Origin of the sequence: Mycobacterium sp. 050272, assembly GCF_039023525.1 — a bacterium.
Lineage (GTDB): Bacteria > Actinomycetota > Actinomycetes > Mycobacteriales > Mycobacteriaceae > Mycobacterium.
The window spans coordinates 106781-132220 of record NZ_JBCHKV010000015.1; the positions used below are offsets into that span (position 1 = coordinate 106781).

Annotated in this window: 22 protein-coding genes and 1 pseudogene; 16 read left to right on the forward strand and 7 right to left on the reverse strand. The window is 68.6% G+C overall.

Annotated elements, in window-relative coordinates:
* Position 1: 1 nt before the first annotated feature.
* Both mtr and AAHS21_RS24015 read right to left on the reverse strand, forming a co-directional pair.
* Positions 2-1381, reverse strand: a complete 1380-nt coding sequence (gene mtr / locus AAHS21_RS24010; protein WP_342930045.1) for a mycothione reductase — start codon at positions 1379-1381, stop codon at positions 2-4.
* A gap of 5 nt (positions 1382-1386) precedes the next feature.
* Entirely contained in the window at positions 1387-2412 is a 1026-nt protein-coding gene (locus tag AAHS21_RS24015) for an alpha/beta hydrolase (RefSeq protein WP_342930046.1), read from the reverse strand.
* 135 nt (positions 2413-2547) lie between these two features.
* Here AAHS21_RS24015 and mqo point away from each other — a divergent pair, with 135 nt between their 5' ends.
* The 8 genes and pseudogenes from mqo (at position 2548) to AAHS21_RS24055 (ending at position 13058) form a co-directional block, all read left to right on the forward strand.
* Positions 2548-4032 (forward strand): malate dehydrogenase (quinone), encoded by a 1485-nt coding sequence (gene mqo / locus AAHS21_RS24020; RefSeq protein ID WP_342930047.1) that lies wholly within the window; start codon positions 2548-2550, stop codon positions 4030-4032.
* Between the two features lie 45 nt (positions 4033-4077).
* A complete protein-coding gene (locus AAHS21_RS24025) occupies positions 4078-4548 on the forward strand; it encodes a GNAT family N-acetyltransferase (protein ID WP_342930048.1) in 471 nt (156 codons plus the stop codon).
* Positions 4545-6383, forward strand: a complete 1839-nt coding sequence (locus AAHS21_RS24030; protein ID WP_342930049.1) for a magnesium chelatase subunit D family protein — start codon at positions 4545-4547, stop codon at positions 6381-6383. The genes AAHS21_RS24025 and AAHS21_RS24030 overlap by 4 nt, the downstream gene beginning before the upstream one ends.
* A gap of 2 nt (positions 6384-6385) precedes the next feature.
* Entirely contained in the window at positions 6386-7000 is a 615-nt protein-coding gene (cobO, locus tag AAHS21_RS24035; RefSeq protein WP_342930050.1) for a cob(I)yrinic acid a,c-diamide adenosyltransferase, read from the forward strand.
* The gene (locus AAHS21_RS24040; RefSeq protein ID WP_342930106.1) at positions 6997-8373 is read left to right on the forward strand and encodes a cobyrinate a,c-diamide synthase; all 1377 of its coding nucleotides are present in this window, start codon (positions 6997-6999) and stop codon (positions 8371-8373) included. Before cobO ends, AAHS21_RS24040 begins: the two co-directional genes overlap by 4 nt.
* A gap of 34 nt (positions 8374-8407) precedes the next feature.
* Positions 8408-9624 (forward strand): annotated as a pseudogene (cobA, locus tag AAHS21_RS24045) (uroporphyrinogen-III C-methyltransferase).
* A 22-nt stretch (positions 9625-9646) separates the two neighbouring features.
* A complete protein-coding gene (locus tag AAHS21_RS24050) occupies positions 9647-11251 on the forward strand; it encodes an MFS transporter (protein ID WP_342930051.1) in 1605 nt (534 codons plus the stop codon).
* A gap of 58 nt (positions 11252-11309) precedes the next feature.
* Positions 11310-13058 carry a proline--tRNA ligase gene (locus AAHS21_RS24055; RefSeq protein WP_342930052.1) on the forward strand — a complete coding sequence of 583 codons (1749 nt, stop codon included), beginning with the start codon at positions 11310-11312 and terminating at the stop codon, positions 13056-13058.
* Positions 13059-13063: 5 nt separating this feature from the next.
* On the opposite strand, the gene AAHS21_RS24060 is transcribed toward AAHS21_RS24055, so the two are convergent.
* On the reverse strand, positions 13064-13510 hold the full coding sequence (locus tag AAHS21_RS24060; protein WP_096286214.1) for a ferritin-like domain-containing protein: 447 nt from the start codon (positions 13508-13510) through the stop codon (positions 13064-13066).
* Entirely contained in the window at positions 13507-14049 is a 543-nt protein-coding gene (locus AAHS21_RS24065) for a hypothetical protein (RefSeq protein ID WP_342930053.1), read from the reverse strand. The genes AAHS21_RS24060 and AAHS21_RS24065 overlap by 4 nt, the downstream gene beginning before the upstream one ends.
* A gap of 203 nt (positions 14050-14252) precedes the next feature.
* Between AAHS21_RS24065 and rimP the strand changes: the two genes are divergently transcribed.
* The 7 genes from rimP to AAHS21_RS24100 all read left to right on the forward strand — a co-directional run bounded on the left by rimP (position 14253) and on the right by AAHS21_RS24100 (position 22220).
* On the forward strand, positions 14253-14786 hold the full coding sequence (gene rimP / locus AAHS21_RS24070; protein ID WP_342930054.1) for a ribosome maturation factor RimP: 534 nt from the start codon (positions 14253-14255) through the stop codon (positions 14784-14786).
* On the forward strand, positions 14783-15838 hold the full coding sequence (gene nusA, locus AAHS21_RS24075) for a transcription termination factor NusA (protein WP_342930055.1): 1056 nt from the start codon (positions 14783-14785) through the stop codon (positions 15836-15838). The genes rimP and nusA overlap by 4 nt, the downstream gene beginning before the upstream one ends.
* A gap of 52 nt (positions 15839-15890) precedes the next feature.
* On the forward strand, positions 15891-17384 hold the full coding sequence (locus tag AAHS21_RS24080) for an HNH endonuclease signature motif containing protein (RefSeq protein ID WP_342930056.1): 1494 nt from the start codon (positions 15891-15893) through the stop codon (positions 17382-17384).
* A 105-nt stretch (positions 17385-17489) separates the two neighbouring features.
* Entirely contained in the window at positions 17490-17852 is a 363-nt protein-coding gene (locus tag AAHS21_RS24085) for a YlxR family protein (protein ID WP_342930057.1), read from the forward strand.
* Between the two features lie 63 nt (positions 17853-17915).
* The gene (gene infB / locus AAHS21_RS24090; protein WP_342930058.1) at positions 17916-20747 is read left to right on the forward strand and encodes a translation initiation factor IF-2; all 2832 of its coding nucleotides are present in this window, start codon (positions 17916-17918) and stop codon (positions 20745-20747) included.
* Positions 20747-21235, forward strand: a complete 489-nt coding sequence (gene rbfA / locus AAHS21_RS24095) for a 30S ribosome-binding factor RbfA (protein WP_342930059.1) — start codon at positions 20747-20749, stop codon at positions 21233-21235. The genes infB and rbfA overlap by 1 nt, the downstream gene beginning before the upstream one ends.
* Positions 21210-22220, forward strand: coding sequence for a bifunctional oligoribonuclease/PAP phosphatase NrnA (locus AAHS21_RS24100; RefSeq protein ID WP_342930060.1), 1011 nt, complete (start codon positions 21210-21212; stop codon positions 22218-22220). Before rbfA ends, AAHS21_RS24100 begins: the two co-directional genes overlap by 26 nt.
* Before the next feature lie 6 nt (positions 22221-22226).
* Here the strand turns inward: AAHS21_RS24100 and AAHS21_RS24105 are convergent, their stop codons facing one another.
* The 3 genes from AAHS21_RS24105 to AAHS21_RS24115 all read right to left on the reverse strand — a co-directional run bounded on the left by AAHS21_RS24105 (position 22227) and on the right by AAHS21_RS24115 (position 24262).
* Positions 22227-22808 carry a hypothetical protein gene (locus tag AAHS21_RS24105; protein ID WP_342930061.1) on the reverse strand — a complete coding sequence of 194 codons (582 nt, stop codon included), beginning with the start codon at positions 22806-22808 and terminating at the stop codon, positions 22227-22229.
* Positions 22809-23007: 199 nt separating this feature from the next.
* Positions 23008-23757 (reverse strand): enoyl-CoA hydratase, encoded by a 750-nt coding sequence (locus AAHS21_RS24110; protein ID WP_342930062.1) that lies wholly within the window; start codon positions 23755-23757, stop codon positions 23008-23010.
* A 43-nt stretch (positions 23758-23800) separates the two neighbouring features.
* A complete protein-coding gene (locus AAHS21_RS24115) occupies positions 23801-24262 on the reverse strand; it encodes a PAS domain S-box protein (RefSeq protein WP_342930063.1) in 462 nt (153 codons plus the stop codon).
* 135 nt (positions 24263-24397) lie between these two features.
* Here AAHS21_RS24115 and AAHS21_RS24120 point away from each other — a divergent pair, with 135 nt between their 5' ends.
* Entirely contained in the window at positions 24398-25390 is a 993-nt protein-coding gene (locus tag AAHS21_RS24120) for a LysR family transcriptional regulator (protein ID WP_342930064.1), read from the forward strand.
* Positions 25391-25440 lie beyond the last annotated feature (50 nt).

The following is a 25440-nucleotide window of genomic DNA, read 5'->3' on the forward strand; positions in this document are numbered from 1 at the left end:
GTCAGCGCAGGCCCAGTAGCGCGTTCTCCACCACTTCGGGCAGCGCCGGGTGAATCCAGTACTGCCCGCGCGCCATCTCGGGAGCGGTCAGCCCGAAGCTCATTGCCTGGATCAAGGGCTGGATGATCGACGAGGCCTGATGGCCCATGATGTGGGCACCCAGCAGACGCCCGGTGCCGCGCTCGCCGATCAGCTTGACGAACCCGGTGGTGTCTTCCATCGCCCAGCCATAGGCGACGTCGCCGTAATCCTGGATCTTCACCGAGATCTTGAAACCCTGTGCAATGGCCTCGTTTTCAGTGAGTCCGACGCAGGCGACCTGGGGGTCGGTGAACACCGCGGACGGCACGAAGCGATGGTCGGTGACCGCCATCGCCTCGGTGTCGTCCCAGTCGCACAGCAGATTGTGCTGCACCACCCGCGCCTCGTGGTTGGCGACGTGCTTGAGTTGATACTTCGAGGAGACGTCGCCGAGAGCGAAAACCCCACGTGCCGTGGTCCTTTGGTACTCGTCGACGACGACAATGCCGTCCTCGACGGCGATGCCGGCTTGCTCGAGGTCGAGTTGATCGGCGTTGGAAACCCGGCCGGTGGCGACCAGCATCGCGTCGGCGTTGATGGTGTGGCCGTTGTCGAGTCGCACCGCGACACCGCTGCCCTGGTTCTCGGCGCTCACGACGTTGCAGTGGGTGTGCAGTTCCCATTTGCTCGACGCGATGCGGGTGAAGCGCTTGCACAGGGCGTCGTCGCAGTGCCGCAGCAACGCGGAGCCGCGCACCACCAGCGTGACCCGCGCGCCCAGCGACGAGAAGATATGGGCGAACTCGGCGGACACGAAACCACCTCCGACGATCACCAGATGTTCTGGGAATTCGGAGATTCGCATGATCGTGTCGCTGGTGTAGTACTGCGCGCCGCAGTCGAGGATCGCGGCGGGAACCACCGCCCGAGCCCCCGCGGCGATCACCACTTGCTCGGCGGTGAACTCGTCGCCGGCGTCGGTGCGCAGCAGATAGCGCCCGCCGGCCTGGACCGGACCGAACCGGGTGTGCTGCTTGTACACGTCGATGTTGGGCGCCGAGCTGCGATAGTCCTCGCCGCCGACCCCGATCGGATCGATGCGCCCGAAGACGCGCGAGACGATGTCGTCCCAGCGCACCCGGTCGATGTGCGCGTCGACGCCGTAACGCGAAGCCTCGCGGATGGTTTGGGCGACCTCGGCGGCGTAGACGAACATCTTGGTCGGGATGCAGCCGACGTTGAGGCAGGTGCCGCCGAAGGTGCCCTGCTCGCAGATCGCCACGCGCTTGTCGGCGAAACGGTCATCGAGAACGGTGTTGCCCGAGCCGGTTCCGATGATCGCGACGTCGTAGGTCTCCACGCTGCTCACCCCTTTCCGGATGACGCCGAGGCGTCGCTGTTCGTGGAGCGCAGGTAGCCGTCCAGCCACAGATCCAGTTCCCGATAGGCGACCGAGCGCGGACCCTCCAGCGACAGGAACACGTCGTGTTTGGCGTCGGCCACCGGAACGACGTTGCTGCGGTGCCCGATGCAGCCCGCCCACCGGGCGATCTGGGTGACGTCGAGGACCGCGTCGCCGCGTTGCATCGACATCGCGTCCGCGGATTCGGTCACGCTGTGGTCCGAGCGCAGGATCAGGTTCGACACCCCCACGTCCAGGCCCCGGTGCAGGCGGGCCTGGCCGCGGCGCACGGCGTGCAGCCATCCCGCGGTAATAGGGAAGCCGCCCAACGGTTTCCACTCCAGGTTGTAGTCGAACTCGCCGTCGTAGTCGCGGTGCAGCGTGGTGCCGTAACCGCCCTTGCTGGTGCCGCGCAACACGACCTTGGAACGCACCCGCGACAGGCCGCCGATCATCGCCGACGTCATGCCCAGGCGCAGCACCGCCGGGCCATGCAGATCCAGGAAGGGGCTGTTGAGCACCAAGCCGCCGATGCCGTTGTGCGCCTTGGCGTTTCGGCGGCGCAACCGGTCCAGCCACAGCGGCACGATCAGGCCGCCGGCCGAATGGCCGTACATCAGGACCCGGACGTCGGGGGCCTGCTGGCCGATCAGAGCCAGGGCGCGTTCGAGTTCGGTGTCGTAGTGCGCGAGATCGGTGATGAAGTGTGGGGTCTGGCCGTCGCGTCGCGACCGTCCGCACTTCTGCAGGTCCAATGCGTAGAAGGTGAAACCACGGGCGGCGAAGTGATCGGCCAGCGCGGTGTTGAAGAAATAGTCGGTGTAACCGTGCACCGTCAGAACCGCGTGCTCGAGGCCGCCGCCGTCACCGCCGCCGGGGCCGCGCCGAATCAAGGTTGCGACGATGTCGCCCTCGCCGGCGGGATCGGGTCCCAATTCGATGGTGTACTGCCAATAGCCAGGCAGGACATCGGGCACCCAGCCAGTCACCAGCCCAGCTTAGCGTGGCGGATGCTTTTGCTGGTCGTGGCCGGTTCGGGTCGGTGCGGCCGCGCCGGCCGGGATAGCCTGGATGACCGGCTAGAAAAGGACTTCGAAAAGGACCGAGAAAGGGCCAGCGTTTCGGTGTCAGACACAACGACGCGCACCGACATCGTGCTGGTCGGCGCCGGGATCATGAGCGCCACCCTGGCCGTATTGCTGCGGCGGCTGGAGCCGGACTGGTCGATCACGGTGGTCGAGCGGCTCGATGCGGTGGCCGCCGAGAGCAGCAGCCCGTGGAACAACGCCGGCACCGGGCATGCCGGGCTGTGCGAGATGAACTACACACCCGAGCGCCCCGGCTCCCAGGGGTCGATCGATATCACCAAAGCCGTATCGATCAACGAGCAATTCCAGGTGACGCGCCAGTTCTGGGCCTATGCCGTCGAGAACGGCATCCTCACGGATCGGCGCTTCGTCAACGCCGTCCCGCATGTCAGCTTCGTGCACGGCGCGCGGCAGGTCGACTATCTGCGGCGCCGGCAGCAGGCGCTGGCGCCGAACCCGCTGTTCGCCGGGACGGAATTGGTCGACGATCCAGACGAGTTCGCCCGCCGGCTGCCGTTCATGGCCGCCGGACGTGACTTCTCCGAGCCGACTGCGCTCAACTGGGCCCCCGACGGCACCGACGTCGACTTCGGCGCGCTGACCCAACAGCTCATCGGCTATTGCGTGCGCCACGGTGCCACGGCACTGTTCGGCCACGAGGTGCGCAATCTGACCCGTCATGCCGACGGCTGGACGCTGCGGATCGCAAACCGGCGGACTGGCGAAAAGCGCAATCTGGATGCGAAATTCGTATTCGTCGGCGGCGGCGGTGACGCACTACCGCTGTTACAGAAGTCCGGTATCGCGGAGGTCAAAGGCTTCGCCGGCTTCCCGATCGGCGGCCGGTTCCTGCGTACCGACAACCCAGCGCTGACGGCCGCGCACCGGGCCAAGGTCTACGGGGTCCCCGCCCCCGGCGCCCCGCCGCTCGGGGCGCTGCATCTGGACCTTCGGTTCGTCAACGGCAAGTCGTGGCTGGTCTTCGGGCCGTATGCCGGCTGGTCGCCTAAGTTCTTGAAGCATGGTCACGTCAGCGATTTGCCCCGTTCGGTCAGGCGGGACAACGTGCTGTCGATGCTGGGGGTCGGCATCACCGAGCTGACGCTGGTCAATTACCTGGTCCGCCAACTGCGCCTCACCGAACGCGACCGGATGGAGGTGCTGCGCGAATTCGCCCCTGGCGCGCGGGATTCGGATTGGCAGCTGACGGTGGCCGGTCAGCGCGTGCAGGTGATCCGGCGGGTCGCGGGCAAAGGCGGGGCGCTCGAGTTCGGCACCACCGTGGTGGGATCGTCGGACGGCAGCATTGCGGGTCTGCTCGGTGGCTCGCCCGGCGCCTCGACGGCGGTGCCGATCATGCTCGATGTGCTGGCCAGCTGTTTTGCCAACCGCTACCAATCCTGGCTGCCCAGGCTCAAAGAGATGGTGCCCTCGCTGGGGACCCGGCTGTCCGAGGAACCGGCGCTCTACGACGAGGTGAGAACGTGGAGCGCCAACGTATTACAGTTGAACGGCTCATGAACCGCGCCGGCTAGCTAACCGAACTGATGAGGAGGAGCGGCGCCGATGACAGAAGCGCTACGCCGCATCTGGGCCAAAGACCTTGACGCGCAAACCCTTTACGAGCTACTCAAGCTACGGGTAGAGGTGTTTGTCGTGGAGCAGGCCATCCCGTATCCGGAGCTGGACGGGCGTGACTTGCTCGCCGAGACCCGGCACTTCTGGCTGGAGTCGGCGGACGGCGAGGTGATCAGCACGCTGCGGCTGATGGAGGAGCACGCCGGTGGGGAGAAGGTGTTCCGGATCGGGCGGCTGTGTACCAAACGCAGCGTGCGCGGACAGGGCCATACCACCCGGCTGCTGCGGGCGGCGCTGGCCGAGGTCGGTAACTACCCGTGCCGGATCAACGCGCAGACCTATCTCGCCGAGATGTACGCCCACCATGGTTTTGTGCGCGACGGCGACGATTTCATCGACGATGGCGTGCCGCACGTCCCCATGCTGCGGCCCGGCTCCGGGCAGATGGCGAAGCCGTGAAGCCGTATCCGTTCAGCGCGATCGTCGGCCACGATCAGTTACGGCTGGCGCTGCTGCTGTGTGCGGTGCGCCCGGAGATCGGTGGCGCGCTGATCCGCGGCGAGAAGGGCACCGCAAAATCGACGGCCGTGCGCGGGCTTGCCGCGTTGCTGTCCGCGGCGACCGGAACTAACGGCGCCGGGTCCGGCCTGGTCGAAATGCCGCTCGGCGCAACCGAAGACCGGGTGATCGGGTCGCTGGATCTGCAGCGGGTGCTGCGCGACGGCGAGCATGCTTTCTCGCCAGGGTTGCTCGCGCGTGCCCACGGCGGCGTGCTGTACGTCGACGAGGTCAACCTGCTGCACGACCATCTGGTCGACGTGCTGCTCGACGCCGCCGCGATGGGCCGGGTGCACATCGAACGCGACGGCATCTCGCATTCACATGAGGCCCGTTTCGTGCTGATCGGCACGATGAATCCAGAGGAAGGCGAACTGCGCCCGCAACTGCTCGACCGGTTCGGGCTGACGGTCGAAGTGCACGCCTCGCGTGACGTCGAGGTGCGCGCGGAGGTGATCCGGCAGCGGATGGCTTATGAGGCCGACCCGGACGGCTTCGCCACCCGCTACGGCGGCGACGACGCCGAGCTGGCCCGGCGGATCGCCGCGGCCCGCGCGCTGGTCGACGATGTGGTGTTGCCGGACAACGAATTACGGCGCATCGCGGCGCTGTGTGCGGCGTTTGACGTGGACGGGATGCGCGCGGATTTGGTGGTAGCCCGCACCGCCGTCGCGCACGCCGCCTGGCGGGGCGCGACAATCGTGGCCGAGCAGGACATCAGGGTGGCCGCCGAACTGGCGCTGCCGCACCGGCGTCGCCGCGACCCGTTCGACGACCCCGGCCTCGATCGCGAGCAGCTGGACGAGGCCCTGCGGCAAGCCGACGACCAGCCGGAGCCCGATCCCGATCCGCCCGGCGGCGGCCAGTCCACCAATGACACAGCCGCACAACAAGAGTCGTCCTCCAACGCGAAAACCCAGGCGCCCCGGACACGACCCAGCGCCCCGCCGTCGAAGACGTTTCGCACCCGGGCATTGACGGTTCCCGGCGTCGGTGAAGGCGCGCCCGGCCGGCGCTCGCGGGCCCGCAATTCCTCGGGCAGCGTCGTGGCGGCCGCCGGGGCCGACGACCCGGGCGCCCATGGTCTGCACCTGTTCGCCACGCTGCTGTCAGCCGCCGAGCAGGCCGGCGCGGGACCGCTGCGCCCGCGGCCCGCCGACATCCGCCGCGCCATCCGCGAGGGACGCGAAGGCAACCTGGTGATCTTCGTCGTCGACGCGTCGGGGTCGATGGCCGCCCGGGACCGGATGGCCGCCGTCAGCGGTGCCGCCCTGTCACTGTTGCGCGACGCCTATCAACGGCGCGACAAGGTCGCGGTGATCACCTTCAGGCAGCACGAAGCGCGGTTGTTGCTGCCACCGACCTCGTCGGCCCACATCGCCGGCCGGCGGCTGGCCCGATTCGACACCGGCGGCAAGACCCCGCTGGCCGAGGGTCTGCTGGCCGCGCGTGAGCTGATCGTGCGGGAACGGACCCGCGATCGCGCGCGGCGTCCGCTGGTGGTGGTGCTGACCGACGGGAGGGCAACCGCGGGCCCGGACCCGTTGGGCCGCAGTGCAATCGCGGCGTCGCGACTGGCGGCCGAGGGTTCGGCGGCGGTGGTCGTGGACTGTGAAACGTCATATGTGCGACTGGGATTGGCTCAGCAGCTGGGCCGCCAGCTCGCCGCACCGACCGTCCGGCTGGAGCAACTGCACGCCGACCACCTGACGCGAGCCGTGCGCGGCGCGGCCTGACCATGCCACAGGGAATCCCGCTGCAGGTCCCGGATGACGGACTGAGTACCCGGGCCCGGCGCAACCTGCCGGTGCTGGCGGTGCACACCGGTGACGGCAAGGGCAAGTCGACCGCGGCGTTCGGGATGGCGTTGCGCGCGTGGAACGCACGCCTCGACGTTGCGGTGTTCCAGTTCGTCAAAAGCGCGAAGTGGAAAGTGGGGGAGGAAGCCGTCTTTCGACGGCTGGGCCAATTGCACGACGAGCATGGCGTCGGTGCGGCGGTGGAATGGCACAAGATGGGCAGCGGCTGGTCCTGGACGCGCAAATCCGGCAGCGAGGACGACCACGCGGCCGCGGCCGCCGACGGCTGGGCGGAGATCTCGCGCCGGCTGGCCGAGCAGCGCCACGACTTCTATGTGCTCGACGAGTTCACTTACCCGCTGAAGTGGGGGTGGGTCGACGTCGACGAGGTGGTGGACGCATTGGTGGCCAGGCCCGGCCATCAGCATGTGGTGATCACCGGACGCGCCGCCCCGGCGCGACTGGTCGAGGTCGCAGACCTGGTCACCGAGATGACCAAGGTCAAGCATCCGATGGATGCGGGCCGCAAGGGGCAGCAGGGCATCGAGTGGTGAACGCCCCCGCGGTCGTCGTCGCCGCGCCCGCCTCCGGCAGCGGAAAGACCACGATCGCAACGGGTTTGATCGGGGCCCTGCGCCAGGCCGGGCACACGGTCGCGCCGTTCAAGGTCGGGCCCGACTTCATCGACCCCGGCTACCACGGCCTGGCGGCTGGACGGCCCGGACGCAACCTCGACCCGGTGATGGTGGGCGAACCGCTGATCGGCCCGCTCTACGCGCACGGCGCCGCCGGCGCCGACATCGCGGTGATCGAGGGCGTGATGGGTCTGTTCGACGGGCGGATCGGGCCCCGGGAGAATCCCATGGCGTTCCCGCCGCTGGGCTCCACGGCGCACGTCGCCGGGCTGGTCGGCGCCCCGGTGATCCTGGTCGTCGACGCGCGCGGCCAGAGCCACAGCATCGCCGCACTGCTGCATGGCTTTTCGACGTTCGATACCGCAACCCGGATCGCCGGCGTGATCCTCAACCGGGTGGGATCGCCCCGGCACGAGCAGGTGTTGCGACAGGCCTGCGAGCACACCGGCATCCCGGTGTTGGGTGCCATTCCGCGTACCGCCGAATTAGAGCTGCCGACAAGGTATTTGGGCCTGGTCACCGCGGTCGAATACGGGCGGCGGGCCCGGCTCGCCGTCCAGGCGATGACCGACCTGATCGCGCGGCACGTCGACCTGGCCGCGGTGGTGGCGGTCGCGGCAAGCCGCACCGCCGGCACCCCGTGGGATCCCGTTGCCGCGGTGGGGCAGACCGCGCCCGGCCGCGCCACGGTCGCAATGGCCGCCGGGAAGGCATTCAGCTTCGGCTACGCCGAACACGCCGAGCTGTTGAGCGCCGCCGGTGCCGACGTGGTCGAGTTCGACCCGCTGGTCGATACGCTGCCCGACGGCACCGCCGCCGTGCTGCTGCCCGGCGGCTTCCCCGAACAGTTCACCGCCGATCTTTCCGCCAATGATGTTGTGCGACAACAGATCCGCGAGTTATCCGCCGCCGGAGCCCCGGTGCACGCGGAATGCGCGGGCCTGATCTACCTGGCTTCCGAACTCGACGGGTACCCGATGTGCGGGGTGCTGGGCGGGGCGGCGCGGTTCACCCCGCAGCTCAAGCTCGCGTATCGCGACGCGGTCGCGGTGGCCGATTCGGCGCTGTATGCGGCCGGGGCCCGGGTGGTGGGACACGAATTCCACCGGACCGTGATCACCTTCACCGAGAGCTACCAGCCGGCCTGGGTCTACCGGGCCGGCGACGCGGCGCCGCTGCGCGACGGCGTGGTGCACCTCGGGGTGCACGCGTCGTATCTGCACACCCACCCGGCCGCGGTGCCCGACGCGGTGGCCCGGTTCGTCGCGCGCGCCGCGGCGCGCCCGTCCTGACGGCCGCGCCGATCGTCTTCACTAGGCTTGCCGGGTGACCGAGAGCCCCTACCTCGTCGGACTACGGCTGGCCGGCAAGAAGGTCGTCGTGGTCGGCGGCGGTTCGGTCGCCCAGCGCCGGCTACCCCTGCTGATCGCCAGTGGCGCCGACGTCCACGTGATCAGCCGGACCGCCACCCCCGCCGTCGAGGCGATGAGCGGAATCACCCTGACGATGCGCGAATACCGCGCCGGTGACCTCGACGGAGCCTGGTATGCGATCGCGGCCACCGACGACGCGTCGGTCAACGAGGCCGTCGTCGCCGAGGCCGACAGCCGGCAGATCTTCTGTGTGCGCGCCGACATCGCCATCGAGGGCACCGCGGTGACCCCGGCGTCGTTCGAATACGCCGGCCTGTCGGTGGGAGTGCTGGCCGGTGGCGAGCATCGCCGCTCGGCGGCGATCCGCTCGGCCATCCGCGAGGCGCTGCAACAGGGCCTGATCGCCTCGGACAGCTCGGGGAGTTCCGACGCCGTGCGCGGCGGGGTGGCGCTGATCGGCGGTGGCCCCGGCGACCCCGAGCTGATCACCGTCCGCGGGCGGCGGCTGCTCGCCCAGGCCGACGTCGTGGTCGCCGATCGCCTGGCCCCGCCCGAACTGCTCGCCGAGCTGGCGCCGCACGTTGAAGTCATCGACGCCGCCAAGATCCCGTACGGCCGCGCCATGGCCCAGGACGCGATCAACAACGTGATGATCGAACGGGCCCGAGCCGGCCACTTCGTCGTTCGCCTCAAGGGCGGTGACCCGTTCGTGTTCGCCCGCGGTTACGAGGAAGTGATCGCGTGCGCCGACGCCGGCATTCCGGTCACCGTGGTGCCCGGTGTGACAAGTGCCATAGCGGTGCCCGCGCTGGCGGGAGTCCCTGTCACTCATCGAGCGGTAAATCACGAGTTCGTGGTGGTCAGCGGCCATCTGGCGCCCGGGCATCCCGAATCGTTAGTGAATTGGAATGCACTGGCAGCCTTGTCCGGCACGATCGTTTTGCTGATGGCCGTCGAACGCATCGAACTGTTCGTCAACGCACTGCTGGAAGGCGGTCGACCTGCGGATACCCCGGTCCTGGTGGTCCAGCACGGAACGACCCCGGCGCAGCACACGTTGCGGGCAACTCTTGCCGACACGCCGCAAAAGGTGCGGGCGGAGGGGATCAGACCTCCCGCGATCATCGTGATCGGGCCCGTGGCGGCATTCGGGGTTTAAACGATTCTTAAGATTACTGTAAGGTAACTCGTTATGACGGCCCTCAACGACACTGAGCGCGCGGCCCGAAATTGGTCCGCTCTGCGCCCCGATCGTCCGGCACCCGAGCGCACCGAGCGCCCGTCGGAAACCGCTTCCGGGTCCGCCACCACGCGCACTAGCAGGTATTACCCGACGTGGCTGCCGTCTCGCCGCTTCATCGCGGCCGTGATCGCCATCGGCGGCATGCAGTTGCTGGCAACGATGGACAGCACCGTCGCGATCGTCGCGCTTCCTAAGATTCAGAACGAGCTGAGCCTGTCCGACGCCGGCCGTAGCTGGGTGATCACCGCCTATGTGCTCACCTTCGGCGGGCTGATGCTGCTCGGCGGGCGCCTCGGTGACACCATCGGCCGCAAACGCACCTTCATCGTCGGCGTCACGCTGTTCACCATCTCCTCGGTGCTGTGCGCGGTGGCCTGGGACGAGGTGACGCTGGTCATCGCCCGGCTGCTGCAGGGTGTCGGGTCGGCGATCGCGTCGCCGACCGGTCTGGCCCTGGTAGCGACGACGTTCGCCAAGGGTCCGGCGCGCAACGCGGCCACCGCGGTGTTCGCCGCGATGACCGCGATCGGCTCGGTGATGGGCCTGGTCGTCGGCGGCGCGCTGACCGAGGTCTCCTGGCGGCTCGCGTTCCTGGTCAACGTGCCGATCGGGCTGGTGATGATCTACCTGGCCCGCACCGCGCTGCGCGAGACCAACCGAGAGCGGATGAAGCTCGACGCCACCGGGGCCATGCTGGCCACCTTGGCCTGCACCGCGGCCGTGTTCGCCTTTTCGATGGGCCCGGAAAAAGGCTGGATATCGGCGATCACGCTGGGTTCGGGTGCGGTCGCCGTGGCCGCGGCCATCGCGTTCGCCATCGTCGAGCGCACCGCCGAGAACCCCGTCGTACCGTTCGGGTTGTTCCGCGACCGCAACCGGCTGGTCACGTTCACCGCGATCCTGCTGGCCGGCGGCGTGATGTTCAGCCTCACCGTCTGCATCGGCCTTTACGTTCAGGACATCCTGGGCTACAGCGCGCTGCGTGCCGGCGTCGGATTCATCCCATTCGTCATCGCGATGGGCATCGGTCTGGGTATCTCCTCGCAACTGGTGTCGCGGTTCTCGCCGCGAGTGCTGACCATCGGCGGTGGCTGGCTGCTGCTGCTGGCCATGATCTATGGCTGGGCGTTCATGCACCGCGGCGTGCCCTACTTCCCGAACCTGGTGCTGCCGATCGTCGTCGGCGGAATCGGCATCGGCATGGTCGTCGTGCCGCTGACGCTGGCCGCGATCGCGGGCGTCGGTTTCGATCAGATCGGCCCGGTGTCGGCGATGACGCTGATGCTGCAAAGCCTGGGCGGGCCGCTGGTGCTGGCTGTCATCCAGGCCGTCATCACCTCGCGCACTCTGTACTTGGGCGGCACCACCGGCCCAGTGAAGGTGATGAACGACGCACAATTGCGGGCGCTTGACCACGGCTACACCTACGGGCTGCTGTGGGTGGCCGGCACGGCCGTCATCGTCGGCCTTGCCGCCCTGTTCATCGGGTACACCCCGGAGCAGGTCGCGCACGCCCAAGAGGTCAAGGAAGCCATCGACGCCGGCGAGCTGTAACTCGCAACGTCTTTCCCACGGCTGGATGCCGTGAGTCATCACGCTAGGCTGGCCCGCTGTGATCACCCGGATGTCCGAGCTGTTCCTGCGCACCCTGCGCGACGATCCCGCCGACGCCGAAGTGCCCAGCCACAAACTGCTGGTGCGGGCCGGATACATCCGGCAGGTCGCGCCCGGGCTGTACAGCTGGCTGCCGCTGGGGCTGCGGGTGCTGCGCAATATCGAACGCGTGGTCCGCGAAGAGATGAACGCGATCGGCGGGCAGGAGATCTTGTTCCCCGGGCTGCTGCCGCGCGGACCGTATGAGACGACGAATCGCTGGACCGAGTACGGCGACGGGGTGTTCCGGGTGCAGGACCGTCGCGGGAACGACTACATGCTCGCGCCCACGCACGAGGAGTTCTTCACCCTGGCCGTCAAGGGGGAGTACAGCTCCTACAAGGATTTCCCGCTGACGCTGTACCAAATTCAGATCAAGTACCGCGACGAGGCGCGGCCGCGGGCCGGCATCTTGCGGGCCAGAGAATTCGTGATGAAGGACTCCTACTCCTTCGACATCGACGCCGCCGGGCTCAAGGCCGCCTACCACGCGCACCGGGAGGCCTACCAGCGCATCTTCGACCGGTTGCGGGTTCGCTACGTGATCGTGTCGGCGGTGTCGGGCGCGATGGGCGGCAGCGCGTCGGAAGAGTTCCTGGCCGAGAGCCCGATCGGTGAGGACACCTTCGTCCGGTGCGTGGAGTCGGGGTACGCGGCCAACGTCGAAGCGGTGCTCACCGCGCGTCCCGAGGCGCTGCCAATCGACGGCCAGCCCCCGGCGCAGGTGCACGACACCGGCGACACCCCGACCATCGCCACGCTGGTCCAGTGGGCCAACGGCGCCGGACTGGGCCGCACCTTCACCGCGGCCGACACGTTGAAGAACGTTCTGGTCAAGGTCCGTGCGCCGGGCGGGGAGTGGGAGCTGCTGGCCATCGGGGTGCCCGGAGACCGCGAGGTCGACGACAAACGGTTGGGCGCCGCGCTGGAGCCGGCGGAATACGAAATGCTCGGCGACGCGGATTTCGCCAAGTACCCGTTCCTGGTGAAGGGCTATATCGGTCCGAAGGCATTGCGGGACAACGAAGTTCGTTATCTCGTCGACCCGCGGGTGGTGGACGGCACCAGCTGGATCACCGGGGCCGACGAGCCGGGCCGCCATGTGATCGGGCTGGTGGCCGGCCGCGACTTCACTGCCGACGGCACCATCGAGGCCGCCGAAGTGCGCGAAGGTGACCCGGCTCCCGACGGTGCCGGCCCGCTGATCATGGCGCGCGGCATCGAGATCGGGCACATCTTCCAGCTGGGCCGCAAGTACACCGACGCGTTCGCCGCCGACGTGCTCGGTGAGGACGGCAAGCCGGTGCGACTGACGATGGGCTCCTACGGCATCGGGGTGTCGCGTCTGGTCGCCGTCGTCGCCGAGCAACAGCACGACGAGCTGGGCCTGCGCTGGCCGGCGTCGATCGCGCCGTTCGACGTGCACCTGGTGATCGCCAACAAGGACGCGCAGGCCCGCGAAGGCGCCACGACGCTGGCCGCCGACCTGAGCCGGCTGGGCCTGGAGGTGTTGCTGGACGACCGCACCGCCTCGCCCGGGGTCAAATTCAAGGACGCCGAGCTGCTCGGCATGCCCTGGATCGTCGTGGTCGGCCGGGGCTGGGCCAATGGCGTCGTGGAGCTTCGCGACCGCTTTAGCGGGCAGGCGCGCGAACTGGCGGCCGGTGTCTCGCTGGCCACCGAGATCGTGAACGCGGTGACCGGCTAGCGGGCTTACTCGTTGCCGCCCGGGAAACTGCTCGTGATCGGCCAGGCGCCCAGGATGCGGCTCCATCGCGCGCTCATCACCGCGCTCTGGGTCAGGGCCGTCGAGGCGAACGCACGATCGTCGGCGGTCTCGGCGTGCTCGGTGACCGCGCGCCACGCCGTCGCGCCGTCGTTCTCCATCCGCACCGCCAGGCGAGCCGCGTCGGCCGGACTGCCCACCAGCAGGGGCAGCTGATAACCCGCGGCGGCCGGTGGCGGGGTGACCTTGCGGGCGGCCAGCATGGCGATCACGTCGTCGCGACGCTGGCGGTGTTGCAAAAGCGCCTCCACCACCAGATTGTTGACGCTGGGTGGCGACAGCGCGGACACGATGCCGTAGCCGTAGATCGTCGAATGCTCGACGGCCAGCGCGTCGCAGAGCGCCTGGTTGTCGGCGTCCTTGCCGGAGGTCATATCGACGGCCCCCCGGGCACCAGCGCCACCAAGTAGGACGCCGTGCATGACGCGGCGATCGACGCCAGTAGCCCGGCCCGGTAGCCCGACTCGGCCGACACCAGCCGGGCGGCGTTGTCGGCCGAGGTCTTCAGCGCGTTGATCACGTCGGACACCGGGGGCGGCGGCGGCGGTGGCCCCGCCGGCGCGGCCGGACTCGGAGCGGCGCTGGTGGTTTCACTCGTGGAAGCGCTGAGCTTGCCGGCCGCCCGGGCGATCTCCGTGGACAGTGCGCGGGCGTGTGCGGCGCGCTGGTTGGCCACCACCGACAGCGCGGCCGCGACCTGCGGCGCGACGCCGACGGCCGCGGCGGCGGCACCGGCGAGCACGCTGTCGTGTCTGGCCTGGTCTAACGGACCCAATAGTTGTTCGACCGCTGGGGGTTTCGGCGGGGACTCACCGCAGGCGGAGACGACCACCCCGAGCGCAGCAAGCGCGGCACCCCCGGCGAGCACACCCCGCCGGCTGGTGACGGGTACAGCGCTAGGCACGCCCAACATCCTGCCATTGGGCGACGGTCGGGCATGCCGCGGTGGACCTCGACCTACGCGATCACCTCGTCATACGCGATTCCTGGCGTATCGTTGGTACCCGGTTCTCGCGGAACACGAAGCGGTTCCACCGGGACGCCGGAAGCCGTCCGAAGATGAGTGGGCGGCGACATCAGCCAGATGACCGGACAACTCAAGATGAGGAGCTCGCCGTGACCACCGGGCTACCGTCGCAGACGCAGGTGATCGAGCTACTCGGTGGAGAGTTCGCGCGCGCCGGCTATGAAATCGAAGACGTGGTCATCGATGCGCGGGTGCGCCCGCCCCGCATCACGGTGATTGCCGACGGCGACACCGCTTTGGACTTGGACGCCGTCGCGACCCTGTCACGGTCTGCATCGGCTTTGCTGGACGGGCTGGACAGCATCGGCGGCAGCTACGTGCTGGAGGTCTCCTCGCCCGGCGTCGAGCGTCCGCTGACCAGCGAGAAACACTTCCGACGCGCGCGTGGCCGCAAGGTCGAGGTGCAGCTGGCGGACGGATCGCAATTGACCGGCCGGGTGGGACAGACCGGTGCCGACGCGGTGGCGCTGGTGGTCCGCGATGGCCGCGACTGGACGGTGCGTGAGATCCCGCTCGCCGAGATCGCGAAAGCGGTTGTCCAGGTTGAGTTTTCGTCACCATCGGCAACCGAGCTGGATTTGGCGGGTGCGGGTGAGTCGGGCAGGACGGAGGCCGGAGCATGAATATCGACATGGCCGCGTTGCACGCGATCGAGGTGGACCGGGGGATCTCGGTCAATGAGCTGCTCGAGACGATCAAGTCTGCGTTGCTGACCGCCTACCGGCACACCCAGGGCCACCAGAACGACGCGCGGATCGAGATCGACCGCAAGACCGGCGTGGTGAAGGTGATGGCCCGCGAGGTCGACGAGGACGGCAACGTCATCAGCGAATGGGACGACACCCCCGAAGGGTTCGGGCGCATCGCGGCGACCACCGCGCGCCAGGTGATGCTGCAGCGCTTCCGCGACGCCGAGAACGAGCGCACCTACGGCGAGTTCTCCACCCGCGAGGGCGAAATCGTCGCCGGCGTGATTCAGCGCGACAGCCGCGCCAACGCCCGCGGCCTGGTCGTGGTGCGGATGGGCAGCGAAACCAAGGCCTCCGAGGGCGTCATCCCGGCGGCCGAACAGGTCCCGGGTGAGAGCTACGAGCACGGCAACCGGGTGCGCTGCTACGTGGTAGGCGTGACGCGGGGTTCGCGTGAGCCGGTGATCACGTTGTCGCGCACCCACCCCAATCTGGTGCGCAAGTTGTTCTCGCTCGAGGTTCCCGAGATCGCCGACGGCTCGGTGGAGATCGTGGCCGTGGCGCGCGAGGCGGGCCACCGCTCCAAGATCGCGGTCGCGTCCCGGGTGCCCGGCCTGAACGCCAAGGGTGCCTGCATCGGTCCGATGGGGCAGCGGGTTCGCAACGTGATGAGCGAGCTGTCCGGCGAGAAGATCGACATCATCGACTACGACGAGGACCCGGCCCGGTTCGTCGCCAACGCGCTGTCGCCGGCGAAGGTGGTATCGGTGTCGGTGATCGACCAGACCGCCCGCGCCGCCCGCGTGGTGGTGCCCGACTTCCAGTTGTCCCTGGCCATCGGCAAGGAAGGGCAGAACGCCCGGCTGGCCGCCCGGCTCACCGGGTGGCGCATCGACATTCGCGGGGATTCGCCCGCCGCCGCGACCGGGCCGTCGGAGGGCCAGCCGGAACACGGCGCCAGCACCCCGATGGCTCACGATCACTAGTTCACGTTTCGCCGACGACCGAACGTCGTAACCGCGTGGCATAATCGAACGTATGTTCGAAGAATCGTCATTGGCGCGCTTCGACGAGTGGGCTTGTCGGGCACGGCCACAGCTCGAGGCATTGATGGGTACTGCGGAGTCGCCGGAATGGACGGGTCGCATCCGCGCCGCTGCACGGCTGGCGAACCAGGCCGCCGCCGCGCAATTGGTGGCGATCGGGGAGTTGTTCGCCCACCGGTATGCGCGCTGTGCGCAGGCCCAGGAGTGGGTGGTCGACGCGGTGGACGCGGTGGCCGCGGAGGTCGCCGCGGCGTTGAGGATCAGTCAGCCGCGGGCGCGGGGCCGCGTCGAGGACGCCCGTGCACTGCGCGAACGCCTGCCGAAGGTGGGGCAGGTGTTCGCGCTCGGTGACATCGACGTCGAGGCCTTCCGCACCATCGTGTCCCGCACCGATCTGATCCAGGACCCCGACATTCTGGCCGTCGTGGACGGGCGGATCGCCGCGAACGTGACGCGCTGGCCGTCGATGACGCGGGGACGGCTCGCGGCCAAGGTCGACGCGATCGTGGCGCGGGTCGATATCGACGCGGTGCGCCGGCGCAAAGAGATGCGCAGCGATCGTGAGGTGTGGATCGGCGGGGACATCGACGGCATCGCCCAGATCCAGGGCACCCTGTTTTCCCCGGATGCGCACGCCCTGGACGCCCGGCTGACCGCGCTGGCGGGCACGGTGTGCGCGCACGATCCGCGCACCACCACTCAACGCCGGGCCGACGCGTTGGGTGCGCTGGCTGCCGGCGCCGACCGCCTAGGGTGTCGCTGCCGGCGGGCGGATTGCGCCGCGGGTGCCCGCAAACCGGCCTCGCCGGTGACCATCCATGTGATCGCCGAACAGGTCACCGTCGACGGCACCGGCACCGCGCCCGCGTCCGAACTCGACGCCGACGGGTTGATCGATCCCGAGCTGCTCATCGAACTCGCCCAAACCGCCAAGCTCGTGCCGCTGCTGCATCCCGGAGATGCCCCGCCGGAACCCGGCTATGTGCCGTCCGCGGCGCTGGCGGCATTCGTGCGGGCCCGCGACCTGACGTGTCGTTGGCCGGGCTGCGACCACCCCGCGATGCGCTGCGATCTCGACCACACCGTCCCCTTCGCCGACGGCGGCAAGACGCATGCCGCAAATCTGAAGTGCTACTGCCGCACTCATCACCTGGTGAAAACGTTTTTGGGCTGGACCGACCAACAGTTACCCGACGGCACGCTGATCCTGACGTCACCGTCCGGGCAGACCTACGTCACCACCCCCGGCAGCGCCCTGCTGTTCCCCAGCGTGTGCCGCGCCGTGGGCGGCATGGCTGCGTCCGAGGGTGACCTCGCGCCTGCCGACCCCTGTTCGGGGCGTACCGCCATGATGCCCAGACGTCGCCGCACCCGTGCTGACGAACGCGCCCTGCGCATCGCTGCCGAACGTCGGCAACACCACCAAGCCCGCATGAAAGCCCGTGCCGCCGCGCGCGCCGACCCCGGCGAACCGCCGCCGTTCTAGTTCAACGCCGACCAAACTCGGCAATGGCGTGTGCGATCGGGCGCGCAGGTTACGGTGCGGTTGCGGGTGGTTCTGACCATCGGTTCCGTGACGCTAGACTGAGCCGTGATCCAGCGCGAGCCTTCGGCCTCGGCGCGCACGCACACGGGCGGACCCGTGCGAACGTGTGTCGGGTGCCGGAAGCGAGAGTTGGCCGTCCGATTGCTCCGAGTGGTGGCGGTGTCCAACGGGAACGGCGAATACGCCGTAATCGTTGACACGGCGACTCGCCTACCGGGGCGGGGTGCGTGGCTGCATCCCGTACCGCGGTGCGCAGCCGAAGCGATCCGGCGGCGGGCTTTCACCAAAGCGCTGCGCATCGAACGTCCACCGGACACATCCGCGTTGGTCGAGTACCTAGAGGTGCTCGACTCACCCGGCAACAGAACAGGTAGCGAAGAACATGAGCACACCGTGAAGTCCCGATGACCATGCGTCATAGCTAAACCCGAGGCGCGGCCCGCTGCTGTCGCCTCATAGACAGGAGATGTAGTGGCAGGTAAGGCCCGCGTACACGAGTTGGCCAAGGAACTCGGTGTCACCAGCAAGCAAGTTCTCGCCCGGCTGAATGAACAGGGCGAATTCGTCAAATCCGCATCGTCGACCGTAGAAGCGCCCGTGGCGCGGCGGCTGCGGGAGTCGTTCGGCGGCGGCAAGCCCGCGTCGGCCGGCGCCAAGAGCGCCCCGAAGAGCCCGGACCGCTCGCTCGACAAGGCACTGGACAGGGCGATTCAGAAGCCCTCCGGCAACGGCGAGGCGGCCGCCGCTCCGGCTAAGCCCGCTGACACACCGGCTGCACCCGCGGCCAAGCCCGCTCCGGCGGCTCCGCCCGCTGCGCGCGCCGACGCCCCCGCGGCGCCGACGCCCGCGCCCCGACGGCCAGCGCCGTCACCCGCGCGTCCCTCGGCGCCGACGCCCGGGCAGCCGAAACCGCCGTCGCCCGGTGGCCAGGCGCCCAGCCAGCAGCCGCCGTCGCCCGGTGCGACCCCCGGCCCGCGGCCCGGCCCGATGCCGAAGCCGGCGGCCCGTACCCCGCGCGTCGGCAACAACCCCTTCTCGTCGGCGCAGCCCGTCGACCGGCCCATTCCGCGTCCGCAGGCACCACGCCCGGGCGCACCCCGTCCCGGCGCACCCCGGCCCGGCGGCGGTGCGTCGCCCGGCAGCATGCCGCCCCGTCCGGGCGGTAGCAGCGGCGGCGGCTTCCAGCGATCGGGGCGTCCCGGTGGTGGCGGTGGTCCGCGGCCCGGCGGTGGCGGTGGCCGTCCCGGTGGTCCTGGCGGTGGCGGCGGCGGTAACTACCGCGGCGGCGGAGGCGGCGTCGGTGCCGCGCCCGGTGGCGGCGGCGGTTTCCAGGGCCGTCCCGGTGGCGGCGGTCCCGGTGGTGGCCGTCCCGGCCAGCGCGGCGGTGCGGCCGGTGCGTTCGGCCGTCCCGGTGGCGCGCCCCGGCGCGGTCGCAAGTCGAAGCGGGCGAAACGCGCCGAGTACGAGAACATGCAGGCCCCGGTCGTCGGTGGGGTGCGGTTGCCGCACGGCAACGGCGAGACCATCCGGCTGGCCCGCGGCGCATCGCTCTCCGACTTCGCCGACAAGATCAACGCCAACCCGGCCTCGCTGGTGCAGGCGCTGTTCAACCTCGGCGAGATGGTCACCGCGACCCAGTCGGTCGGTGACGAGACGCTCGAGCTGTTGGGCAGCGAGATGAACTACGTCGTCCAGGTCGTCAGCCCGGAGGACGAAGACCGTGAGCTGCTGGAGTCGTTCGACCTCACCTACGGCGAGGACGAGGGCGGCGAGGACGATCTGCAGACCCGTCCGCCGGTGGTGACCGTCATGGGTCACGTCGACCACGGTAAAACCCGACTGCTGGACACCATTCGAAACGCGAGTGTGCGCGAGGGCGAGGCCGGCGGCATCACCCAGCACATCGGTGCCTACCAGGTCGGGGTCGATTTCGAGGGCACCGAGCGGCTGATCACCTTCATCGACACCCCGGGTCACGAGGCGTTCACCGCCATGCGTGCCCGTGGTGCCAAGGCCACCGACATCGCGATCCTGGTGGTCGCCGCCGACGACGGCGTGATGCCGCAGACGGTGGAGGCGATCAACCACGCGCAGGCGGCCGACGTGCCGATCGTGGTGGCGGTCAACAAGATCGACAAGGAAGGCGCCGACCCGGCCAAGATCCGCGGCCAGCTCACCGAATACGGTTTGGTGGCAGAGGATTTCGGTGGCGACACGATGTTCGTCGACATCTCGGCCAAGCAGGGCACCAACATCGAGGCGCTGGAAGAAGCGGTGCTGCTGACCGCCGATGCCGCCTTGGACCTGCGGGCCAACCCCGACATGGAAGCCCAGGGTGTGGCGATCGAGGCGCACCTGGACCGCGGTCGCGGACCGGTGGCCACCGTGCTGATCCAGCGCGGCACGCTGCGGGTCGGTGACTCGATCGTCGCCGGCGACGCCTACGGCCGGGTCCGTCGGATGGTCGACGAGCACGGCGAGGACGTCCACGAGGCGCTGCCGTCGCGGCCGGTGCAGGTCATCGGTTTCACGTCGGTGCCCGGCGCCGGTGACAACCTGTTGGTCGTCGACGAGGACCGCATCGCCCGCCAGATCGCCGACCGGCGCAGCGCCCGCAAGCGCAACGCCCTGGCGGCACGTTCGCGCAAGCGGATCAGCCTGGAGGACCTGGACTCGGCGCTGAAGGAAACCAGCCAGCTGAACCTGATCCTCAAGGGCGACAACGCCGGTACCGTCGAGGCGCTCGAAGAGGCCCTGATGGGAATCGAGATCGACGACGAGGTGGAACTGCGCGTCATCGACCGCGGCGTCGGTGGCATCACCGAGACCAACGTCAACCTGGCGTCGGCCTCGGACGCGGTGATCATCGGCTTCAACGTGCGTGCCGAGGGCAAGGCGACCGAGCTGGCCAACCGTGAAGGCGTGGACATCCGCTACTACTCGGTGATCTACCAGGCCATCGACGAGATCGAGAAGGCCCTGCGCGGCATGCTCAAGCCGATCTACGAGGAGAACCAGCTGGGCCGCGCCGAGATCCGCGCGATCTTCCGGTCCTCCAAGGTCGGTGTCATCGCCGGCTGCCTGATCACCTCCGGCGTCGTGCGGCGCAACGCCAAGGCCCGGTTGTTGCGCGACAACATCGTGGTCGCCGACAACTTGACGATCTCCTCGCTGCGCCGCGAGAAGGACGACGTCACCGAGGTTCGCGACGGCTTCGAATGCGGTATGACGCTGACCTATTCCGACATCAAGGAAGGCGACATCATCGAGTCCTTCGAGCTCGTCGAGAAGGAGCGCGCCTGATGGCAGACCCTGCACGGGCGCGCCGGCTGGCCAAGAGGATCAACACCATCGTCGCCTCGGCGATCGAATTCGAGATCAAGGATCCGCGACTGGACGGGGTGACCATCGTTGACACGAAGGTCACCGCCGACCTGCACGACGCGACGGTGTTCTACACCGTGATGGGACCCACGCTGGACGACGAGCCCGATTACGAGGGCGCGGCCGCCGCACTGGACCGGGCCAAGGGCACGTTGCGCACCATGGTCGGTGCGGGCACCGGTGTGCGGTTCACTCCCACGCTGACGTTCACCCGGGACACCACGACGGACACCGTGGCGCGGATGGACGAGCTGCTGGCCCGTGCCCGTGCGGCCGACGCCGACGTGGCGCGGGTTCGGGTGGGGGCCAAACCGGCGGGGGAGGCCGATCCCTACCGCGAGGTCGGGGTGGCGACGGGAGCAGCGGACGCTGAGGACCGCGGTGACGACCATCGACCCGAAGACTGAGCTGGCCCGCCCCCCGATCGCGGGGGCGCGCCTGGACGCGGTCGGTGCCGCCGAGTTGCTTTCGGCGGCAACGACAATCGGGGTGATCTGCCATGTCCATCCCGACGCCGACACCATCGGCGCGGGCTTGGCGCTGGCCACGGTGCTCGACCGGACCGACAAAGAGGTCGAGGTCAGCTTCGCCGCACCGGCCACGCTGCCGGAGTCGCTGCGTTCGCTGCCCGGATGCCAGCTGCTGGTGAGCCCCGACGCGATGCGCCGAGACGTCGATTTGGTTGTGACGGTGGATGTTCCGAGCCGCAAGAGGCTGGGCGCGCTCGGCGACGCGTTCGGCCCCGACCAGCCGCTGCTGGTGATCGATCACCACGCCTCCAACCAAATGTTCGGTACCGCGAATTACGTTGACCCGTCCGCGGATTCGACAACGCTGTTGGTGGCCGAACTGCTCGACGCCTGGGGCAAGCCGATCGACCGGGACGTCGCGCACTGCATCTACGCCGGGCTGACCACCGACACCGGCTCGTTCCGCTGGGCCAGCGCTCGCGCGTTCCGGCTGGCCGCCCGGCTGGTCGAACTCGGTGTGGACAACGCCAAGATCAGCCGCACGCTGATGGACACCCACCCGTTCGTGTGGCTGCCGCTGCTGTCGCGGGTGCTCGGGTCGGCACAACTGGTGCCGGACGCGGTGCAGGGGCGTGGGCTGGTGTATGCGGTCGTCGGCAACGAGGACTGGACCACTTCACGCCCGGAGGAAGTCGAGAGCATCGTCGACATCGTGCGCACCACGCAGCAGGCCGAGGTCGCCGCGGTGTTCAAAGAGGTTGACCCACAACAGTGGTCGGTGTCGATGCGGGCCAAGGCCGATGTCGACCTGGCCGCGGTGGCATCGGTGTTCGGTGGCGGTGGCCACCGGCTGGCCGCCGGATATTCGACCACCGGGTCGATCGACGACGTGGTGGCCTCGCTGCGCGCGGCGCTCGGCTAGGCCGGGCTAGAACGCCCAGCTTCCCACCGACTGCAGCACGAATCCGTGATCTCCGTTGGTGGTGTCCAGGCAGGCGATGACGTTGTCGGCACTCACCGCGCAGGTGACGTTGAGGTACGACAATTTCTGCCCCGCCGCCAACGGCTTACCGGCATAGGGCAAGGCGGCCGGGTTGCCGCCGCATCCGCCGTAGGTCATCCGGCTCAACTCGTAGCCGGGTCCCTTGAAATTCACCGCGCCCTCCACACAGTCACCCGGCCTCGGATGACCGCCGCCGGGAAACGTGATGTCGTCTATTCCGGGCACTTCGCCATTGCACCGAATATCTTGTGACTGTGGTGGCGCGGGCGCCGGTCCGCCATAAAAGTCGCACGCCACCGAATTCGGCGTCGAGAAACTTATCCGCGGGGCGTTGCCCGGCAGCGCCGTCGTGACATAGCCGTCCGCCGGCACCGGGGTGAATCCGTCCAGATTGGGAAAACGAGGTGGCGGCTGCGCGGACGCGTGCTGCCCGGATGCGATCAGGGATGCGATGACCAGCGCCAGGACGCAAAGGGCCCGCATTGTGAGGTCGACGACAATGCGCATCTTGGGATCGTATTGGCAATTGACGCCGCTGGCGATCACCGGTTGTTTATCTCGCCGTGGGTAACGCATGGTCAGCCCGAGTGCGGGCCACTTCCACATCCAGGTTCCGCGCAGACCGGAAACGAGTGTTCCGCAGGCCGCCACCAGCAGTGCGACACCGACCCCGGCCCGACGACGTGGGACAGCTGGCCGGCTGCCGCTAGCGCAGCTGCGCCCGCCCGCGTTGCAGCACCGCCTCGCGATTGGCGGCGATGTCGTCACCGGTGGTCCGAAATGCCCTGGCTGCCATGGCTTCCAGCCACAGGCCCTCGCTGGTCTGCGCCTCGTCGATGCGGTGGTAGGAGGCCAGCAATGCCCGGACGGCGTCCTGATTGTTGCCGACGATCGAGGCGGCGACCTGACGCGCGGTGGCCAGCAGTTGGTCGTGCGGCACCACCTCGGTGGCCAGCCCGGCCCGCAGCGCGTCGGCGGCCGACAGGTAGTCGCCGGTCATACTCATCCGCCGGGCCAGATTCACCCCCACCTTCTGGGGCAGTCGCACGGACAGTCCCCAGGTGGGCAACAGGCCCACCCGGGCGTGGGTGTCGGCGAAGCGGGCCTGCTCGGAGGCGATCACGATGTCGCAGTACAGGACGAGCTCGAGCCCGCCGGTCACCGCCGCCCCGTTGATCGCGCCGATCACCGGCTTGGTCATCGACGGCCAGCGTGGCGAGATGTCGGGTAGTGCCGTCGAATCGCCCAGTTCCTTGAGATCCAGCCCGGCGCAGAACACCGGATCGGTCCCGGTGAGGATGACGACGTCGACGTCGTCATCGATTTCGGCATCGGTCAGCGCCCCGAAGAACCGATCCCGCAGCGCCGCGGACAGTGCATTGCGGGATTGCGGCCGATTCAGCGTCAGGGTGCGCACCCGCTCGTCGGTGGAGATCAGCAGGATGTCGTCGGTCATGGCTTCACCGTAGAGGGTCGCAAAACACCCCGGCCGCGGTACCTCAGGTACCGGTGCGCTCCAGCTCAGCCAGTCGCGCCTCCAGTTCGGCCAGCCGGCCGCGCAGCGCGCGCTCCTCGTTGCGGCGCTCGGTGACCTCACGCATGATCGCCGAGATTCCCACGGTGCGGCCGTCCCGCTGTAACAGGGCGACACTGAATTCGATGGATAGCCGGTGTCCATCCTGGTGCGTCGCCGGCACGCTCAGCAGCTTGTCTCCATAGCGCGTCTGGCCGGTGGCCATCGTTTTGTGATAGCCGTCCCAGTGACGTTTTCGCAGCTTCTCCGGGATGATGATGTCCAGGCTTTCGCCGATCGCGTCCGGCGCCGAATAGCCGAACAGTCGTTGTGCCCCGCTGTTCCACAGCCGGATGATCCCGTCGGCGTCGCACACCACGATCGCCTCGGGTGTCGCGCTCAGCACCATCTGAGCAATCGAATCAAGGTCTGTATTCGTGCCGTTCACTTTTCGTCCTTCCCTGTGCCGCTGTCGGCGGCAGGTAGTCCCTACTGGCGAGTAGTCTACTGAATAATGCATACTGCATACAGTTGAGATTACAGGGATGCGATTGCCGCAAGGTTGGCAGGCAAGGAGGCCTTCATGCTGCTACGTCAACTCGAATACTTCGTTGCGGTTTCGCGGGAACGACACTTTGCGCGAGCCGCCGAGTCCTGCTTCGTCTCCCAGCCCGCACTCTCGGCGTCCATCGCCAAGCTGGAGCGCGAGCTCAACGTCACGTTGATCAACCGGGGACGTAACTTCGAGGGTCTCACCGCGGAGGGGGAGCGGCTTGTCGTGTGGGCCAAGCGAATTCTCGCGGTGCACGACGGCCTGGTCGCGGAGGCGGCCGCGTTGCGGTCCGGCATTTCCGGGGTGTTGCGGCTGGGAGTGGGACCGACCGTATCGATGACGACGGCGCTGCCGATCGCGGCTTTCTGTTCACTTCATCCGTTGGCCCGGGTGCGGGTTCGATCGCACTTTCCCGCAGCGGAATTGGTGCGCCAGCTTCGCTGTTTCGAGCTCGACGCCGCCATCGCCCATTTCGATCTGCGCGAGCATCCCGACCTGGAACTTGTTCCGCTGTACGAGGAGCAGTGTGTGTTGCTGGTGTCGGGAAAGCAGCTCGCGCCGTCGGAGAGCACCATTACCTGGGCGGAGGCGGCCACGCTGCCACTCGCGCTGCTCGCTCCGGAGGCCGGGTTTCGTCATTGCGTCGACAGCGCATTCGCGGATGTCGGCGCAGCGGTGCAGCCGCAGATCGAAACCGACTCAATGGCCTCGCTCTATGCTCACGTCGCTACCGGCGCATGGGCAAGTATCGTGCCGCACACCTGGTTTCGCGCCATGCCGGCGACCGGTGCAATGCGGGGATTGCGCCTGGTCGATCCCGAGCAGCGGGCACCGATTGCGATCGCGATTCATGGTTGCGCGCCGGGTGCGTCGGCGGCAAGGGCGTTCTTGAACGTCGCCGTCGGAGCCCCCCTTGGTCCCGAGGACTTTACCTACTCAGGCCGCGATCCGGGCGGTGAATTCGACCCGGAGTCTCAGATCGCGGTGGCAAGCGCATCGGTCAGGGGATCCTTCGTGGCGTGATGGCGCCGAGCGTCTGATACTTCTGCGCCGCGGTACACCGTGATAACCCG